The organism is Glaciimonas sp. GG7 (assembly GCF_052976905.1).
Genome location: NZ_JBRIIQ010000083.1, coordinates 1 through 16,598 on the forward strand (window position 1 = coordinate 1; position 16,598 = coordinate 16,598).

Annotated in this window: 14 protein-coding genes and 1 rRNA gene; 11 read left to right on the forward strand and 4 right to left on the reverse strand. The window is 49.0% G+C overall.

All coding sequences use genetic code 11. The features are described 5' to 3' along the window. Together ACVBEF_RS16310 and ACVBEF_RS16315 are read right to left on the reverse strand one after the other, a co-directional pair. Positions 1 to 279: ribosomal RNA gene (locus ACVBEF_RS16310) — 16S ribosomal RNA — on the reverse strand; the annotation flags it as partial. A gap of 539 nt (positions 280 to 818) precedes the next feature. Beyond that, positions 819 to 1,595, reverse strand: coding sequence for an enoyl-CoA hydratase (locus tag ACVBEF_RS16315; protein WP_447124985.1), 777 nt, complete (start codon positions 1,593 to 1,595; stop codon positions 819 to 821). Between the two features lie 205 nt (positions 1,596 to 1,800). Between ACVBEF_RS16315 and ACVBEF_RS16320 the strand changes: the two genes are divergently transcribed. Then, on the forward strand, positions 1,801 to 2,238 hold the full coding sequence (locus ACVBEF_RS16320; RefSeq protein ID WP_447124986.1) for a universal stress protein: 438 nt from the start codon (positions 1,801 to 1,803) through the stop codon (positions 2,236 to 2,238). A 97-nt stretch (positions 2,239 to 2,335) separates the two neighbouring features. Here the strand turns inward: ACVBEF_RS16320 and mltA are convergent, their stop codons facing one another. Next, positions 2,336 to 3,550 (reverse strand): murein transglycosylase A, encoded by a 1,215-nt coding sequence (gene mltA / locus ACVBEF_RS16325; protein ID WP_447124987.1) that lies wholly within the window; start codon positions 3,548 to 3,550, stop codon positions 2,336 to 2,338. 12 nt (positions 3,551 to 3,562) lie between these two features. Between mltA and ACVBEF_RS16330 the strand changes: the two genes are divergently transcribed. After that, a complete protein-coding gene (locus ACVBEF_RS16330; protein ID WP_447124988.1) occupies positions 3,563 to 3,706 on the forward strand; it encodes a hypothetical protein in 144 nt (47 codons plus the stop codon). A gap of 47 nt (positions 3,707 to 3,753) precedes the next feature. Here ACVBEF_RS16330 and apaG read toward each other — a convergent pair whose 3' ends face one another. Then, positions 3,754 to 4,128, reverse strand: a complete 375-nt coding sequence (gene apaG, locus ACVBEF_RS16335) for a Co2+/Mg2+ efflux protein ApaG (protein WP_447124989.1) — start codon at positions 4,126 to 4,128, stop codon at positions 3,754 to 3,756. Positions 4,129 to 4,328: 200 nt separating this feature from the next. Between apaG and rpe the strand changes: the two genes are divergently transcribed. From rpe to ACVBEF_RS16380, 9 genes are all read left to right on the forward strand, one after another. Next, positions 4,329 to 5,003: a ribulose-phosphate 3-epimerase gene (gene rpe, locus ACVBEF_RS16340; protein ID WP_447124998.1), complete on the forward strand. Its 675-nt coding sequence runs from the start codon at positions 4,329 to 4,331 to the stop codon at positions 5,001 to 5,003. After that, a complete protein-coding gene (locus ACVBEF_RS16345) occupies positions 5,000 to 5,704 on the forward strand; it encodes a phosphoglycolate phosphatase (protein WP_447124990.1) in 705 nt (234 codons plus the stop codon). Before rpe ends, ACVBEF_RS16345 begins: the two co-directional genes overlap by 4 nt. A 223-nt stretch (positions 5,705 to 5,927) precedes the next feature. After that, positions 5,928 to 7,442 carry an anthranilate synthase component I gene (gene trpE, locus ACVBEF_RS16350; protein WP_447124991.1) on the forward strand — a complete coding sequence of 505 codons (1,515 nt, stop codon included), beginning with the start codon at positions 5,928 to 5,930 and terminating at the stop codon, positions 7,440 to 7,442. After that, positions 7,442 to 8,005: an aminodeoxychorismate/anthranilate synthase component II gene (locus tag ACVBEF_RS16355; RefSeq protein WP_447124992.1), complete on the forward strand. Its 564-nt coding sequence runs from the start codon at positions 7,442 to 7,444 to the stop codon at positions 8,003 to 8,005. The genes trpE and ACVBEF_RS16355 overlap by 1 nt, the downstream gene beginning before the upstream one ends. Before the next feature lie 123 nt (positions 8,006 to 8,128). Continuing rightward, the gene (trpD, locus tag ACVBEF_RS16360) at positions 8,129 to 9,175 is read left to right on the forward strand and encodes an anthranilate phosphoribosyltransferase (protein ID WP_447124993.1); all 1,047 of its coding nucleotides are present in this window, start codon (positions 8,129 to 8,131) and stop codon (positions 9,173 to 9,175) included. Positions 9,176 to 9,254: 79 nt separating this feature from the next. Continuing rightward, on the forward strand, positions 9,255 to 10,058 hold the full coding sequence (gene trpC / locus ACVBEF_RS16365) for an indole-3-glycerol phosphate synthase TrpC (RefSeq protein WP_447124994.1): 804 nt from the start codon (positions 9,255 to 9,257) through the stop codon (positions 10,056 to 10,058). A 199-nt stretch (positions 10,059 to 10,257) separates the two neighbouring features. Beyond that, entirely contained in the window at positions 10,258 to 12,639 is a 2,382-nt protein-coding gene (locus tag ACVBEF_RS16370; RefSeq protein ID WP_447124995.1) for a GspE/PulE family protein, read from the forward strand. 1,870 nt (positions 12,640 to 14,509) lie between these two features. After that, positions 14,510 to 14,821, forward strand: a complete 312-nt coding sequence (locus tag ACVBEF_RS16375; RefSeq protein ID WP_447124996.1) for a hypothetical protein — start codon at positions 14,510 to 14,512, stop codon at positions 14,819 to 14,821. A gap of 884 nt (positions 14,822 to 15,705) precedes the next feature. Next, positions 15,706 to 16,353 (forward strand): nucleotidyltransferase domain-containing protein, encoded by a 648-nt coding sequence (locus ACVBEF_RS16380; RefSeq protein WP_447124997.1) that lies wholly within the window; start codon positions 15,706 to 15,708, stop codon positions 16,351 to 16,353. Positions 16,354 to 16,598 lie beyond the last annotated feature (245 nt).

Genomic DNA, 16,598 nt, shown 5'->3' on the forward strand with positions numbered 1-16,598 from the left:
ATCGATGCCTTGGTGAGCCTTTACCCCACCAACTAGCTAATCAGATATCGGCCGCTCTGATAACAAGAGGTTCTTGCGAATCCCCCTCTTTCCCCCGTAGGGCGTATGCGGTATTAGCTAATCTTTCGACTAGTTGTCCCCCATTACCAGGCACGTTCCGATATATTACTCACCCGTTCGCCACTCGTCAGCGGAGCAAGCTCCCTGTTACCGTTCGACTTGCATGTGTAAGGCATGCCGCCAGCGTTCAATCTGAGCCAGGATCAAACTCTTCAGTTTAATCTCTGTTTTGTGGCATTGCTGCCTAGCTGAACTTTTAACAGTCCTGCTATCGCTCACTCAAAATACTGACAGTCTGTTATCCATTGCTGAACAACATCCTATTTTTCTTCTTTTGTGAACATTTAATGTTTTAAGCTATACGCACATGACCGAAGTCATCTGCGCTGCACTTTCATTAAACGCCCACACTTATCGGCTGTTAATTGTTAAAGAACTGACCCTACTTTGCGTTACACCGAAGTGTTCGCAGCACTGACAAAGCGTTTTGTTCGTCAGCAGCAGAGAGATGAGATTATGTGGCGTTTCAAGCTTTGCGTCAACCTCTTTTTAAATCATTTTAATCAACTTTCTGATTAACAATCTAAAACTAAATCAACCTAACTTTCCCACTTAAAACACCCACTTTTACAATCTCGTTCCGCCTCCAATTTCGCACCAAAACCGCTTGCGCCGTTTCGTTTATTTCGCGTCCTTTTCAACAGAGGCCGAACTATAGCAAGACATTTCCGCACTAGCAAGGAATTTTCTTATTATCTTTAAAGATTTTTGAAGACAGGTGATCGCTTCTCTAAAAATGCCTGCATCCCCTCTTTCTGATCTTCGGTAGCGAAGGTACTGTGGAACAACCGGCGCTCAAATTGAATACCTTCAGCCAATGTGGTTTCGTAAGCCCGATTCACCGACTCTTTAATCATCATCACAGCTGGCAGCGACATATTTGCTATAACAGTTGCTGCAGCCAACACCTCGGCCATCAATTGATCCAATGGCACTATCCGCGATACCAAACCAGCCCGCTCTGCTTCAACCGCGTCCATCATGCGTGCAGTTAGACACATATCCATTGCTTTGGCTTTCGATATCGACCGCGGCAGACGCTGTGTTCCACCAGCACCTGGGATAACACCCAGTTTAATTTCTGGCTGACCGAATTTTGCATTGTCTGCCGCGACGATGAAATCACACATCATTGCTAACTCGCACCCACCGCCCAGCGCAAAACCAGCAACCGCTGCAATGACCGGCTTACGAACACGACGAATCTCTTCCCAATTGCGCGTAATGTAATCTCCTTTAAACGCATCCATATAAGAGTAGCCTGCCATAGCGCCAATATCCGCACCCGCAGCAAATGCTTTTTCGCTACCAGTAATGATGATGCAACCAATCTGTTCGTCAGCATCGAACTTCATCAGTGCCTGACCTAACTCGATCATCAATTGATCGTTTAAAGCGTTAAGCGCCTTAGGACGATTCAAGCGAATAACCCCAACTTTTCCTTGCGTTTCAACCAGAATAGCTTCGTATGACATGACGTCTCCTAATTATGATTAGATGATTAATAAGGCTTAATTGTAGTGACACAAGATAACAGATACGATGTTTAAAGTAGTCAGTAAGCGCTAAGAGAAAAACAAGGAATTTATCTACGGCTACTTGGTCTACTATTTTCCGTCGCAAACCATTGATTTAAGTTACTGAAATTTCTATATTTCTTTACTCACAGAAGGGGACGCTATGTTTAAGACCATATTGGTACCAACTGACGGCTCGACATTGTCGGATAAGGCAATTACAGCAGCGATTGAGTTTGCCAAATTTTGCAACGGCAAGGTGATCGGCTTGTCTGTAGCAGAGCCCTATCCATTTTCGCCTATGGCAGAAAGTACTATGGCAGCAGACCCTGGTACTTACGAGGAAAATATGCTGGCGCTAGCGCAGTTACATGTCCAAAAAATTGCCGATGCGGCTAAGGCGGCTGGCGTAGAGTACGAAATACTCACTGCGCAAGCCTTTAATCCTGATGAGGAAATCATTAATGCTGCAGAAAAACATGGATGTGATGTCATTTTCATGGCCTCACATGGTCGGAGCGGACTAAGCAGGCTATTTTTGGGTAGCAAAACACAAAGAGTCCTTGCCCACTCAACCATTCCGGTATTGGTATTACGCTAGTCTACATTCTCATCAGAGTGCGGTTATTCGACGTTACAAGCGCCGAATAACCTCTCAAGAAAAGTGCTCTGTATATAAGTAGAGCCAAAGCGAGCGATCAACGCCCTGCCACGGCAGTTGACTTCGGAAGCAAGACCCACATTGCTCCTTGTTGCTTCATTCTCCCCGCCTTTTCTCCCGCCTCATTACCAAACCCCCAAAATAAATCCGCACGCACAGCACCTTTAATCGCGCCACCGGTATCCTGCGCCACAACTAACTGTTGCAAGGTTTTTGCGCTATTTGGATAGGTTGTCGCCAAAAACACCGGTACACCCAGAGGAATGAAGCTAGGATCGACCGCAATTGAGCGTTGCGGCGTCAATGGCACGCCCTGAGCACCCTTCGGCCCCTGATGCGCCTCAAGGACTGTCTCCTCTTTAAAAAAAACAAAACTCGGATTGGAATTTAATAATTCTTTCTGACGTGATGGATTCGCCGCCAACCATGCTTTAATTCCTTGGGCCGAAGCTTGGGCCAGTGTTAATTCACCCTTGTCGATCAGATACCGGCCAATCGATTTATACGGATAGCCATTTTGATCAGCATAAGCAACCCGTAATATTTCACCATTTGCCATCTGGACTCGCCCAGAACCTTGAACCTGCAGAAAAAAGGCATCTACCGGATCGTCTACCCAGATAATTTCCTTACCATTGAGGCTACCCGTTTTTTCTAGCTCAGCCCGATTCGGATACGGCACGATGCGATTTCCGACTAAACGACCACGTAAACGCAAACCTTTGAGTTCAGGATAAATGCTCGCCAAATCTATCGTCAGCAAATCGTCCGGCGCACGATAAAGTGGCGTTTGATACACGCCACCGCGCTGGCGGGCACCTCGCAACAACGGTTCGTAATATCCAGTGACCAGACCATTTGCGCTGCCATCCGCATTTACTACTTGATAGGGCGTAAAAAAGACTTCGAAGAATGCCCGTACTGCATTTTCATTGCCAGCATCAACCCCACGCGCGATGGTACAAGGCTCCGCCCAGTCAGCTCTTCTCACCATGGTTGAACACGACGTTAGCAAAGCCGGCATTGCTTGCCGCAGATCATCGGTTTTCCAGCCAGGCAACGCTGTGAAAGAACTTGGCCGCAATGTACCTGCTGGGACTTTAATATCCGGCAAGGGAGGGATCGAACTTATGGGAGGTAATTTTTTTTCTGGCGTCGCGGGTGTCGTCAGCGAGGGAGAGGTAGTGCAGGCGGCCAGACTGAGGGCGATAATGAGAGCTGAAACAGGTAGACTAATGCGCTTAAATAACATTGAGGATTCTTTATGTGGTTATTAATACTTGAGGCGACCGTAGCCTTCTTCTTATTTGTATTTATTGTCTGGTGGACTATGTCAGGTCGCAAACCGGATCAGATGCCCCCGCGCAAAGCATCGCCGAACAAGAAAAAAGACAATCAAAGCACTTAGTTGGGGGGGGGGCAAGCAATGCGACCAATCAGGCTTAACAAAAAAATTTAATGCAAAGTTCGCGGCAGGGACAAAACAAATTCGGGGATGCGCGATTCGAACTGCTCGCCATCCTCAGCAACACAGAAAAATTCGCCCAACATCGATCCCTGCGGCGTTGCCAGAGATGTGCCGCTGGTGTATTCGAAACTTTCACCTGGCTGCAACAATGGCTGATGGCCAATTACTCCCAATCCGCGCACTTCTTGCACTTCATTATTGGCGTCGGTAATCACCCAGTGACGCGAAATTAACTGCGCAGCAACCTTGCCGGTATTTTTAATCGTGATTCCATAGGCAAATACATAATGATTGCGATCCGGTTGGGATTGCTCTTCCATATATTGCGTCTTGACAGTGACGGTAAATTCATAAGCAGCCATGCAGATTTCCTCTAATTAAAACAGTAGTGCAGTGACGCATTAAATAGTTGATTGACAACTCGCGCCACCTCTTTTTATCAATCAGATCATTGCACACGAATTTATCAGCCGACGCAAGTACAACCCTGTCCGGAAGCCACTCGCAGAGTAAAATAGCGCATCTTTTATGCATAACCTCCTCTAGCGACTCAATGACTGCCATGCCAAGCCAACCAATATACCGAATTGCCCCGAGTATTCTCTCCGCCGACTTCGCCCGCCTCGGCGAAGAAGTGCGTAACGTTGTCAGCGCCGGGGCCGACATCATCCACTTCGATGTCATGGACAACCATTACGTGCCCAACCTGACCATCGGTCCGCTAGTGTGCGAAGCCATTCGCCCACACGTACAAGTGCCTATCGACGTGCATTTAATGGTCAAGCCGGTCGATCGCATCATTCCCGATTTTGCCAAAGCGGGTGCCAACATCATTACATTCCACCCAGAAGCATCCGAACATCTCGACCGTTCGTTGCAGCTGATCCGCGACAATGGCTGTAAAGCTGGGCTGGTATTCAATCCAGGCACCCCCCTACACTTTCTGGATCATGTGATGGATAAACTCGACATCATCCTGATCATGTCGGTCAATCCAGGCTTTGGCGGCCAGTCCTTTATCCCTGAGGCCCTCAAGAAAATCGCCCTGGTACGTCGGATGATTGACGAATCCGGACGCGACATCATGCTGGAAGTCGATGGCGGCATCAAAATCGACAACATCGCTCAAGCTGCCGCTGCTGGCGCAGATACGTTCGTTGCTGGTTCAGCGATTTTTGGCAAGCCGGATTACAAAGCCGTGATCGATGCAATGCGTGGCGAGCTGACAAAAGTATGACGTTAAGCAGCACCAAGGCGGTCCCATTGATGTTGACCGGGATTGCCGCCGCCATTATTGATCTCGACGGCACAATGCTAGATACGGCGCCAGACTTTCACGTCGCCATCAATCGCATGCGTGCCGATTTTGATTTAACGCCACTGTCTTTACTAACCATAAGCAATTTCGTCGGCAAAGGGTCGGAAAATTTAATTCGCCGCGTATTAAGCGAGGATTACGCGCCAGAGCAGGTCGAGAGCCATTTCGATGCCGCGCTGGTCTCCTACCAAGATCACTATCTCTCCATCAACGGCAATTACGCGACGCTCTATCCCGATGTCATACAAGGACTCCAGCGTATGCAGGCCATGGGCTTGCGACTTGCCTGCGTTACCAACAAACCGATTGCGTTTGCGCTGCCGCTATTAGAAAAAACCGGATTGCGGGATTTTTTTGAACTGGTCTACGGCGGTGACTCCTTTTCAAGAAAAAAACCAGACCCGATGCCGTTTCTCGAAGTTTGCCGACAATTCCATCTAAAACCGATGCAAATAGTTGCCATTGGCGACTCCTCAAACGACGCTCAAGCCGCGCGTGCAGCCGGTTGCCGCGTCTTAAGTGTGCCGTACGGATACAACCACGGTGCGCCTATACAAGACGTCGATTCGGATGGTATAGTGCCAACGCTGCTTTCTGCAGCACATCACATTTCGCTATAAATCAACACGACTTTACTCATATATTGATCAAATGATGTTTCTCACTAAAAAACGTAACGCACCACTAGCCGCCCCTGAGGCCTGGCTCTGGCGACGCTGGCTATCCTGGGCTAAGTAACCCACCTGATCGCCGCTGTCTCGCTTTATTTTTTTAAAGCAAATTAGAGACAACGTTTTTTGCAGTTGACCGTCGCTGTTTTACAATAGCGTTCTGGAGAGAAACATGACCGAACTCGAATTCAAATCGCTAGCCGCACAAGGCTACAATCGCATCCCCCTGATCGCCGAGGCTTTAGCAGATCTGGAAACGCCGTTAACGCTCTATCTAAAACTAGCGCAAACCCAGCAGACCGGGAAAAACACGTTTTTGCTTGAGTCCGTCGTCGGCGGCGAACGCTTTGGGCGCTACTCATTTATCGGCTTGCCGGCATCGACACTTTTACGCAGCTACGGCACACGCATTGAAGTCGTCAAAAATGACGAGATAATCGAGACAAAAGAAGGTAATCCGCTCGACTTCATCGGCGAATTCCAATCACGCTATAAAGTCGCCATACGTCCCGGCATGCCGCGTTTCTGCGGCGGCTTGGCAGGCTACTTCGGCTACGACACCGTACGTCACATTGAAAAACGGCTGGCAAACACAACGCCTAAAGATGATCTGGGACTACCCGATATTCAATTATTGCTGACCGAAGAATTAGCCGTCATCGATAACCTCTCAGGTAAATTATATTTAATCGTCTACACAGACCCGACTCAGCCAGAAGCATTCTCAAAAGGGCGTCAACGCCTCAAAGAGTTGCGTACGATGTTGCGCCGCCCGGCTGACGCCCCCGTCACCTCGGCCTCGGTACGCACCGAGACCATCCGCGAATTCAAAAAAGAGGACTACCTCAAAGCCGTCGGCAAGGCCAAGGAATACGTTATGGCCGGCGATCTGATGCAGGTACAAATCGGCCAGCGTATCAAAAAACCCTACGTCGATTCGCCGCTAATGTTGTACCGCGCATTGCGCTCGCTTAATCCATCGCCGTACATGTATTTTTACAATTTCGGCGACATGCAAATTGTCGGTTCGTCACCAGAAATTTTAGTACGCAACGAACAAATCGCCGCACCCACAGCAACCTCCGAAGGCAAGCGCAAAGTCACCATCCGCCCACTGGCCGGAACGCGCCCACGCGGATCAACCCCTGAGCGCGACGAACAACTCGCCATCGAACTCCTGGCCGATCCAAAAGAAATTGCCGAGCACGTCATGCTGATCGATCTGGCGCGTAACGACATCGGCCGCATTGCCGACATCGGCAGCGTCAAAGTCACTGACCAGATGGTCATCGAAAAATATTCGCACGTGCAACACATCGTCTCCAACGTCGAAGGCACACTCAAATCTGGCTTATCGAATCTGGACGTCTTGAAAGCAACTTTCCCTGCCGGAACCCTTTCAGGTGCACCAAAAGTACGGGCAATGGAAGTCATCGACGAACTAGAACTCACCAAACGCGGCATTTACGGCGGAGCCTGCGGCTACCTGTCGTTCGGCGGCGAAATGGATGTCGCCATCGCCATTCGTACCGGCGTGATTAAAGACGGCATGCTCTACGTACAAGCCGCCGCCGGTATCGTCGCCGACTCGGTCCCTGAGACCGAATGGGAAGAAACCGAAAACAAAGCCCGCGCAGTATTACGCGCAGCCGAACAAGTGCAAGATGGCCTGGATGGAGAAATCTGATGCTGCTAATGATCGATAACTATGATTCCTTCACCTACAACCTGGTGCAATACTTCGGTGAGCTTGGTGAAGATGTACGCACTTTCCGCAACGATGAAATTACGCTAGACGAAATTGCTACGCTCAATCCAGAACGGATTTGCATCTCACCCGGCCCTTGCAGTCCAAAAGAGGCCGGTATTTGCGTCGAACTGCTGCGCAAGTTAGGCGGGACCTTGCCTATTCTCGGCGTCTGTCTCGGGCATCAGGCAATCGGCGAAGCCTTTGGCGGCAAAGTCGTGCGTGCGCAACAAGTCATGCACGGCAAAACCTCGCCCATTCATCACACTGGCGTCGGTGTCTTCAAAGACTTACCGAATCCATTCACTGTAATTCGCTATCACTCGCTCGCTATCGAACGCGCATCTTTACCGGATTGTCTGGAAATCACTGCATGGACCGATGATGGTGAAATCATGGGCGTGCGCCACAAGACGCTAGATATCGAAGGTGTGCAATTTCATCCTGAATCCATATTGTCCGAACACGGTCACGCCTTGCTTAAAAACTTTTTGCAGCGTTAGTGAGTTGTAGCTTAAACGGTTTAAATAAAACCGATTAACGCTACTAATCCGGAGTTTGATTTAAGAATACGATGGCATTGAGCTGACCGGCTCAATGCCATCGTGCAGTTTCAAGAGGAGCCTATGCCGATTACCGAACAAGAAGCGCTCTTGCGCTGTATTGAGCACCGTGAGATTTTTCACGATGAGATGTTGCATCTGTTCCGTAAAATCATGAAAGGCGAAATGTCGCCGATCATGATTGCGGCATTGACGATGGGCCTGCGCGCAAAGAAAGAAACCATCGGCGAAATTGCCGCCGCTGCGCAAGTCATGCGCGAATTTGCCACTCCGGTTCCCACAACAAATACCGACAATCTGCTCGATATCGTCGGCACTGGCGGGGACGGTGCGCAAACATTTAATATTTCCACCGCAACCATGTTCGTCGCCGCTGCCGCAGGTGCACGGATTGCAAAACATGGCGGTCGTAGCGTGTCGTCATCGTCGGGAAGCGCCGATGTCCTGGAGTCTTTGGGGGTCAACATCAATCTGACGCCGGAGCAAGTTTCGCGATCGATCGACCAAACCGGCATCGGTTTCATGTTCGCACCGAACCACCATGCGGCGATGAAATATGCCGCACCGGTGCGCAAAGAACTTGGCGTACGCACTATTTTCAACATTCTCGGCCCACTCACCAATCCCGCCGGTGCACCCAATATCCTCATGGGCGTATTTCACCCTGATCTGGTCGGGATACAAGTACGCGTATTGCAACGCCTTGGCGCACAACGCGCTGTCGTCGTCTGGGGTCGCGACAACATGGATGAAGTCTCACTCGGCGCAGCAACGCTGGTCGGTGAACTCATCAATGGCGAAATCCGTGAATACGAAATCCATCCCGAAGATTTCGGCATGCCGATGATCGCCAGCCGTAATTTAAAAGTGGCCAATTCGCAGGAATCAAAAGAAAAGATTTTCGAAGCGCTGGATAACGTCCCCGGCCCTGCCCGCGATATCGTCGCCCTCAACGCAGGTACGGCACTTTATGCTGCTGGCGTCACAAGCTCGATCGCCGATGGCCTGATCAAGGCGCGGGAAGTGATGGCCAATGGTGCAGCACGTCTCAAGCTGGAACAGTTTATTCACACCACACAAGCACTGGGTGCGTCTGGTTCAAACATATAAACATGACGTGCAAGATGAGAAAGATGTGGGCTTATAACACCACTGGAACAGGCGTCAGAAACACGAAAGGAACACCACTATGTCCGATATTCTGAATAAAATTCTCGACGTCAAAGCCGATGAAATCGCTGCCGCAAAAAGGCATCGCGACCTTGGCAGCTTGCGCCGTGAAGTCGAAACCGATCTCGAGACCCGCGATAATTTACGCCATTTTGAAGCGTCTCTGCGCGCTAAAATGGATGCCGGTCACGCTGGCGTCATCGCGGAAATCAAAAAAGCCTCACCGTCGAAAGGCGTGATACGCGCTGATTTTCATCCTGCGAATATCGCCATTAACTACGCTGCACACGGCGCGGCTTGTTTGTCTGTATTGACCGATGAAAAATTCTTTCAAGGTTCGCCGGCTTACATGCAGCAAGCACGCGCTGCTTGCACGCTCCCCGTGCTACGCAAAGATTTCATGATCGACCCGTATCAAATTTATCAGGCGCGTCACTGGGGAGCCGATGCTATTTTATTGATCGTGGCGGCTCTCGATCATGGCTTGATGGCAGAGTTGGAAGCACTAGCGCTGGAGCTTGGCATGAGCGTCTTGGTCGAAGTCCACAATGACGCAGAACTGACTGCTGCACTCAAATTGAAAACAGCACTTTTGGGCATCAATAATCGCAATCTGCGCACATTTGAAACTTCACTGGATAACACACTGATATTGTTGCCGCGCATTCCATCCGACAAGCTGGTCGTGACTGAATCCGGCATTCAAACAGTCGATGACGTCAAGCGCATGCGTGACGCCAATGTTCACGCATTTTTAGTCGGTGAGACATTTATGCGCGCGCCGGAGCCTGGCATTGAACTTGCCCGTTTGTTTAACGCATAAAGACGCAATTTTAAGGCGGTAAAAACTACCAATCAGCAAGTTTTACCGCCCACTCACTTCAAGCAATTTTCACCATGAATAACACCTTCTCACCTACTTATCATCGACTTGCTCTGGTATTACGGTCCAAAGGTCCACGCTTAAACCGGTAACCTTATGTAGAGCAACAGGCCTTTTTAAATTTAAATTGGAGAACCTCTTGCATAACGATTTCGAATGGCCTATCCCCCCTCACTTCACGTTGACCGTATCGCCGGCACTCAGTGAAAAAATACCGTGCATTATTAAACTAGATAATGGACATCAAAAAGTCGGCAATCTGATACGTTTTGACAAAGATGCATCTATCCTCGATTTTCATCCTGACCGTGCAACCGATAGCACGCGTATCGCATTTTCCAGCTTCAAAAGTCTCCACCTGACCCATCCCATAGAACTAAAAAGAATAGCGCTGCCGTTAGCAGCAGGTTTACACGAAACTGCCGCCCCCTCCCTCAAACAAAAATGCATTATTTCCTTCAAAGATGGCGAGCGCTTAATCTCTGAAACGATCGGTTTCGTTTATCAGGAAATGGGGCTTTTTCTATTTCTTGTTGGCGCAGGCAATACCGTCCTGCGCTGCTTTATTCCTGCTGCCTCCATTGCCAATTATCAAATTGGCGACAAACTCGGGGAAATATTAATAGACAAGAAAATCGTATCTGCGGATGCGATCAATACCGGCCTCAAAAAACAAACCGAACTGCGCGCATCCAAACTTGGCGACTATCTGCAACTAGAACATCTTGTCACTGAACAGCAAGTTGAAGCGGCACTCCAAAGACAAAAATCAATGCCAACGCTTCGGCTTGGCGCAGCATTGATTCAAGAGAGTTTAATCACCCAGGAACAATTGCTGGAAGCTCTCCAGCTTCAAATAGCTGACCGGAAACTACACTTAGGCGACATTTTGTGCGACATGGGTGTCGTCAACAAGGAAAGCATTCAACGGATATTGGTACAGAAGTTAGGCATTCCTTTTGTTACTTTACTTAAATTCCAGTTTGACCTGAATCTGATTAAATTTGTCCCCGGCGATCTTGTCCGTAAATACAATGTCATGCCGCTGTACCGCGCCCAATCTCGCATGGTGGTCGCCATGGAAGATCCTTTATCGACAGATGCCTTGCAGGCGCTAGCGGTATACACCAAACACACGATTGATCCTGTTATGGCTTCCGAGGCCGACCTGACCTCAGTTATTACGCGCTTTTATGGCTCGCAAGGTGAACGTCAGGATATTGCCGATCTAGTCTCTAAACTCGATGACAACAACGGCATCGCAACGATGCTCATTCCAGATGACGTGATTACCGATTCTGACAATACGATGGTCCGACTGGTCAATAAGATCATTCTTGATGCGTATGAACAAGGGGCCTCCGACATCCATATTGAAACCATGAAAGGCAACGAGCCTACACGAGTGCGGTTTCGCAAAGATGGCGGCATGGTGGACTACTCCAACATCCCGGCAAACTTCCGCAACGCATTGGTTTCTCGCCTGAAAATCATGAGCCGACTCGACATTTCAGAGAAGCGGCGCTCGCAAGATGGAAAAATGAATTTTGAGCAGTTTGGCCCCGCTAAAATCGAACTTCGCGTCGTCACCATGCCCACCACGGAAGGTCTTGAAGACATCGTCCTGCGCATCCTTTCTGCACCCAAAGCATTGACGTTAGATGCACTGGGGCTGTCACCACTAGTGCTGGCAGGGCTCCAAAAACTCGCACTCAAACCGCATGGTCTTTTATTCGTTTGCGGCCCGACCGGCTCCGGCAAGACAACCACGCTGCACTCGCTACTCAGTTACATCAATACGCCCGAGCGAAAAATTTGGACGGTCGAAGACCCGATCGAAATTACCCAAAAAGGTCTGCGGCAAGTACAAGTCCACGCAAAAATCGACTGGACCTTTGCGTCCATATTACGCAGCTTTTTACGTGCCGATCCTGACGTCATCATGGTAGGAGAAACCCGAGATCCCGAAACAGCGCGGACCGTCATCGAAGCATCCCTGACAGGTCATTTGGTGTTTTCAACCATGCATACCAACAGCGCAGTAGAAAGTGTTGTTCGACTATTAGATCTTGGACTAGATCCATTCAATTTCGCCGATGCATTACTAGGTGTCGTTGGGCAACGACTCACACGTAAATTGTGCACCGCTTGCTGCCAGCCTTATGTCGCAACTGATGAACAAATTGATACGCTTGCCGTCGAATATTGCTTCAACAATTCGCTTGAACCGACTGAGATCATTGCCGACTGGCGCAAACGCTATCAGCGCGAAGACAACACGCTGATACTGCGTAGGGCGGTTGGTTGCGAGAAGTGTGACAAGAGCGGTTACAAAGGCAGATTAGGGGTGCATGAATTGCTACTGAACTCCGCTGCCATCAAGAAAAAGATGCATGCAAAAGCCAATGTCCCCGAGATTTTGGAAACGGCTATCGGTGAGGGTATGCGTACGTTGAGGCAGGATGGAATAGATAAGATTTTTCAGGGCTTAACCGATTGGGAGCAAATAAAAATGCTCTGAGGATGGGCGCTTCGAAGGATCAAGATGAGGGTGTATTCAATGCGCTGAGCGACGGATCAAATAACGATCTGTTGCTCAGCTATTTTTTTAATGAAGTCGTTCTTACTAACGCAATCACTAAAGATTATCGGCGCAATGATCGCCCTTAACCCTTCAGCATTGTCGAAGACAATCATCCTTTGTAAATTATTCCAGCATCAGAATGGCGTTGATCAAAAATTTTCGACAACGGAGCAGTTTTGTAAGCCTCACAAATACAAACCCCGCATAGGTGTTTGCAGCTTCATATTTGAATTAAAGAGTCTTTAGACTCTGTTTGGTGCACCACAAAAGCAAATGCCTCCGGTGGAGTCCACGGGAGGCATTGTAAATATTGGTGCTGACTGCAGGACTTGAACCCGCCACCCCCTGATTACAAGTTAGCAACTATTATAGTAAGTCTTTGATATTTAAGGAAAATCTACCGTAAGCTGAAGTAATCAAAAAGAGTTTAGAATCAGTAGCTTAGCGTAATCTGGCGGAAGCAAGAAAAACGGATGGATGTACTGCAATCGTACTGAATTTGAAATTGCCGCCGCCGAGTTTGAAGGTGATTTATACAAATGGTAGATATGAGATCGGTGTTGTGCCTACGCAACATTTTGAAAGCACTTCTGCATATTCACCGCAAATATCATCCTAAAACGTCCATCACGTCAAACTCCATTTTAGGACGTTAGTGGTACAAATACCCTTCGGATTTGCATTGATGGATATGATCCCAGCCCCATCCGCACGACCAGTAATGATCGAAATACCGAGGCTATTCTGGTACGACCTCACTTACGAAATTCGATTAATCGTAACCGATTACAAAAGTTGAAGCTTTATGTTCCCGACCAGTAGACATCAAGCATTTGTTTGCTACAGTGCCCGCTTAGCCTCGGACATTTTTTGTTTTAAGGCCGCTCTTAGGCTACTGAAGAATAAGTACTCCGATCGGTAAATAGATAATAAAGTATCTATTAAACCTTTGATTTTAAGTGCATTTAATTGATTTTAAAATTTATTATCTTCGGTGCCAAAGAACAAAATCAGCCACTCACATTAACTTGCGGCAAGTTGGTAAAACGTGAGAAATGAAGATTTTTTCGAGCCTGAAATACGATGCCCTTGGGGGCATGCTTACGCAGAGGTCGCACCAAGAGCTTGCTATAGCGAATAGTACTTCCTGTTGATCGATGGGTCAAAGAGCTGGCGAGCGCTTGCACCAGCGATAAGCCCGGCTATATTACACCTTATCAACTTAATGCTCACCTACGCCCCCACCCCCAAGTTGAGCCGTTCACCATCTAATTGGCTAATCCGGATGCCCGTCCGCCGACGGAGTAGCATTGGAGTCGGAATGCTAAAAGGGACATGTCCCTAGGACTTCCTAGGCCTTAATCATGACCTTGAACCCATTTTTTCCAAACGACACCTCTACGGATTGGCCAATTATGCGGGTAAAGCCATTGCTTCTACGTGCGAAGATTGAATACCCCAAATTCAATGAGGTTGGAGAAGTTGTTCGCCGCAGCAGCAGCGCTTATAACACCCTGTCACCTCCTCTAAATGGCAATGCGTCAAAAGAAGCAAACAACTATCCCGGTAAAGACAAGCAGCAATGCAGACGTTGGGGCATCCATCTCCAATCGGCGTGTGATCCCATTTCCGTCAACCCCAGGCAATACGTGTTATTAAAACAATACTTGGCAGCTCCGTCACGGCAGTTTGGAGTTCATCATTGCAGTCACCCAAGCGTCCGAAGCATCAGGCGAGAAGTCGACGGTATTGCAACTATATGTTTTCCTACGTGCCTAACTTTGGTAACCTGTGCGAGAATAAAGCCATGACAAAAGCAAAAGTCCCGGTCCTGAAGTCGAAGCCTTCCAAGGTGGCGGTAGCCCGGAAGGTAACACCAGTCGCCACGAAGAAAGGCATAAAGATCGTGAAAAATACGATAGCTTCGGTGCCCCTCTACAGCACTGTTAGCTACAATGCCTTGGTGAAACGTATTGCAAAGGACTTCGGAGTAAAAGTGGGATCTGTTTCCCCACCGGCAAAAAATCCCTATTCGATGGCTTCGCCTAAGGCTGGCAAAGTACTGCGAGATGCCGGTATCATTACAAAAACTGGCAAGCTTGCCACCCGTTTTAAGTGACTGCTGGCCACCTCCTTCTTGCCTACCACGGCTGTGACGTTACCATTCGCGACGATCTAGTAGCCGGTCGGCTGCCACAGCTTAGTCGCAGTAATAATAAGTACGACTGGCTAGGCCCAGGAGCCTATTTCTTCGAAGGCGACTACAAGCGAGCACTCATGTTCGCAAACGCGTCCGTGACGAATCCAGAGAGGCGTTATACAGCGAAGCCAATTGCGACTCCCGCAGTCGTTGGCGTCATCTTACGAGTGCAGCGCTGGTTAGACATGACAATACAGGACGGGATTGAGGAGTTCGTCCTGGCATTGAACATAATGGTCCAGCAATTCGAGACCGAAAAAAAGAAGTTACCAAAGAACGTTGCTGCCGCGCACGACGACGCGGACGTATTGCTACGAGGCCTAGACAACGCGGTTTTCACCTTCCTACATAAGACTCGAGAGGAAATGCAGCTTCCCGCTTTTCAAGTGGTTCGTGCTGCGTTTCCTCAAGGAGCGGAGATCGCACCGACATCTGGGTTCCGCCAAACGTCGCACATACAGCTTGCGCTCCGCGACACCAGTTGCGTAGCTGGATGGTTTCTCCCCCCAGGGGCTCAGTTGCTGACGGAGGCTGAGTATCAAGAGAAGTCAACGCTACTCGCTGAGGCAAAAGCGACATACGCCAAGCCACGTGTGCGGAGCAGTGCCTCTGGATGATTCCTTACTGCCCTCCACATGATGACCGGTTTTGGTTGAACTTAACCCATACAACATGTGCGATACCCCGAACTTAATCGCGATTTTTATGGACTTTGCAAAGCACGCCCGCGATAAAGGACATGCAAGGCGCCCCAAGCTGGTAATTGTTTCATTTTTGGGTTCGCGCATGCGGCCGAGCCACATATGACTAGTTTGACAATACCTATATTGGGTATTAATATGCCCATTATGGGTATTTACGCAGACGCACTATTTACGAAGACGCAACAGCGAGTGCTAGCAGTTTTATTTGGCCAGGCACAGCGGTCGTTTTACGCTAACGAAATTATTGGGTTAGCGGCAACAGGTTCTGGTGCCGTGCAGCGCGAGCTAGCGCGGCTGGAAGCTTCGGCCCTAGTGACCGTGCGGCGAGTAGGAAATCAAAAGCATTACCAGGCAAACCAAGAAGCACCAATATTTGAAGAGCTACGCGGTATTGTTGTGAAAACGTTCGGTGTGTCTGACATCTTGCGCGCATCGCTTCACTCCCTGTGGCCGCTGATAGATATGGCATTTATCTACGGTTCGATGGCCAAGGGCACCGAACATGCAGGCAGTGACGTAGATTTAATGGTGATTGGAGCAGTGTCTTCGAATGCGGAATTACTTGAAGCGTTATTCCCAGCTCAGGTGCAGCTGGGTCGCTTGGTGAATCCGACGTTTTACTCAGCCAACGAATTTGCCCAACGCGTGCGCGATAGCGGCTCATTCATCGCCCGCGTGCTGGAGCAGCCTAAAATTTTTGTCAAAGGATCCGAATATGACATTACCCGACTTGGCAGCGCGGACTAATTTAGCGCGCATCAGCAAGCTCAAGACGAAATCGCCTGATACACAATACTTTGTTTGCAGATGACACTCCAGGCCAAAACATTGCTATGTGCCGCCATAGTCAGAGAGCATCGCAACGTTTCCAACATGGTGGGCCACCTTGTCCTTAATTACTGCGAAACCAGAGGAATTTCGGATGACGAGTAGCCTAAACAACAACAACAACAACAACAACAACAACAACAACAACAACAACAACAACAACA

Bases quoted from the DNA above. Each gene is read 5' to 3' on its own strand.
- ACVBEF_RS16345 (WP_447124990.1), top strand. From the start codon at position 5,000: ATGACGTTAAGCAGCACCAAGGCGGTCCCATTGATGTTGACCGGGATT.
- mltA (WP_447124987.1), bottom strand. From the start codon at position 3,550: ATGTTATTTAAGCGCATTAGTCTACCTGTTTCAGCTCTCATTATCGCC.
- ACVBEF_RS16375 (WP_447124996.1), top strand. From the start codon at position 14,510: ATGACAAAAGCAAAAGTCCCGGTCCTGAAGTCGAAGCCTTCCAAGGTG.
- ACVBEF_RS16355 (WP_447124992.1), top strand. From the start codon at position 7,442: ATGCTGCTAATGATCGATAACTATGATTCCTTCACCTACAACCTGGTG.
- rpe (WP_447124998.1), top strand. From the start codon at position 4,329: ATGCCAAGCCAACCAATATACCGAATTGCCCCGAGTATTCTCTCCGCC.
- ACVBEF_RS16330 (WP_447124988.1), top strand. From the start codon at position 3,563: ATGTGGTTATTAATACTTGAGGCGACCGTAGCCTTCTTCTTATTTGTA.
- ACVBEF_RS16315 (WP_447124985.1), bottom strand. From the start codon at position 1,595: ATGTCATACGAAGCTATTCTGGTTGAAACGCAAGGAAAAGTTGGGGTT.
- ACVBEF_RS16380 (WP_447124997.1), top strand. From the start codon at position 15,706: ATGACTAGTTTGACAATACCTATATTGGGTATTAATATGCCCATTATG.
- apaG (WP_447124989.1), bottom strand. From the start codon at position 4,128: ATGGCTGCTTATGAATTTACCGTCACTGTCAAGACGCAATATATGGAA.
- trpE (WP_447124991.1), top strand. From the start codon at position 5,928: ATGACCGAACTCGAATTCAAATCGCTAGCCGCACAAGGCTACAATCGC.
- trpD (WP_447124993.1), top strand. From the start codon at position 8,129: ATGCCGATTACCGAACAAGAAGCGCTCTTGCGCTGTATTGAGCACCGT.
- trpC (WP_447124994.1), top strand. From the start codon at position 9,255: ATGTCCGATATTCTGAATAAAATTCTCGACGTCAAAGCCGATGAAATC.
- ACVBEF_RS16320 (WP_447124986.1), top strand. From the start codon at position 1,801: ATGTTTAAGACCATATTGGTACCAACTGACGGCTCGACATTGTCGGAT.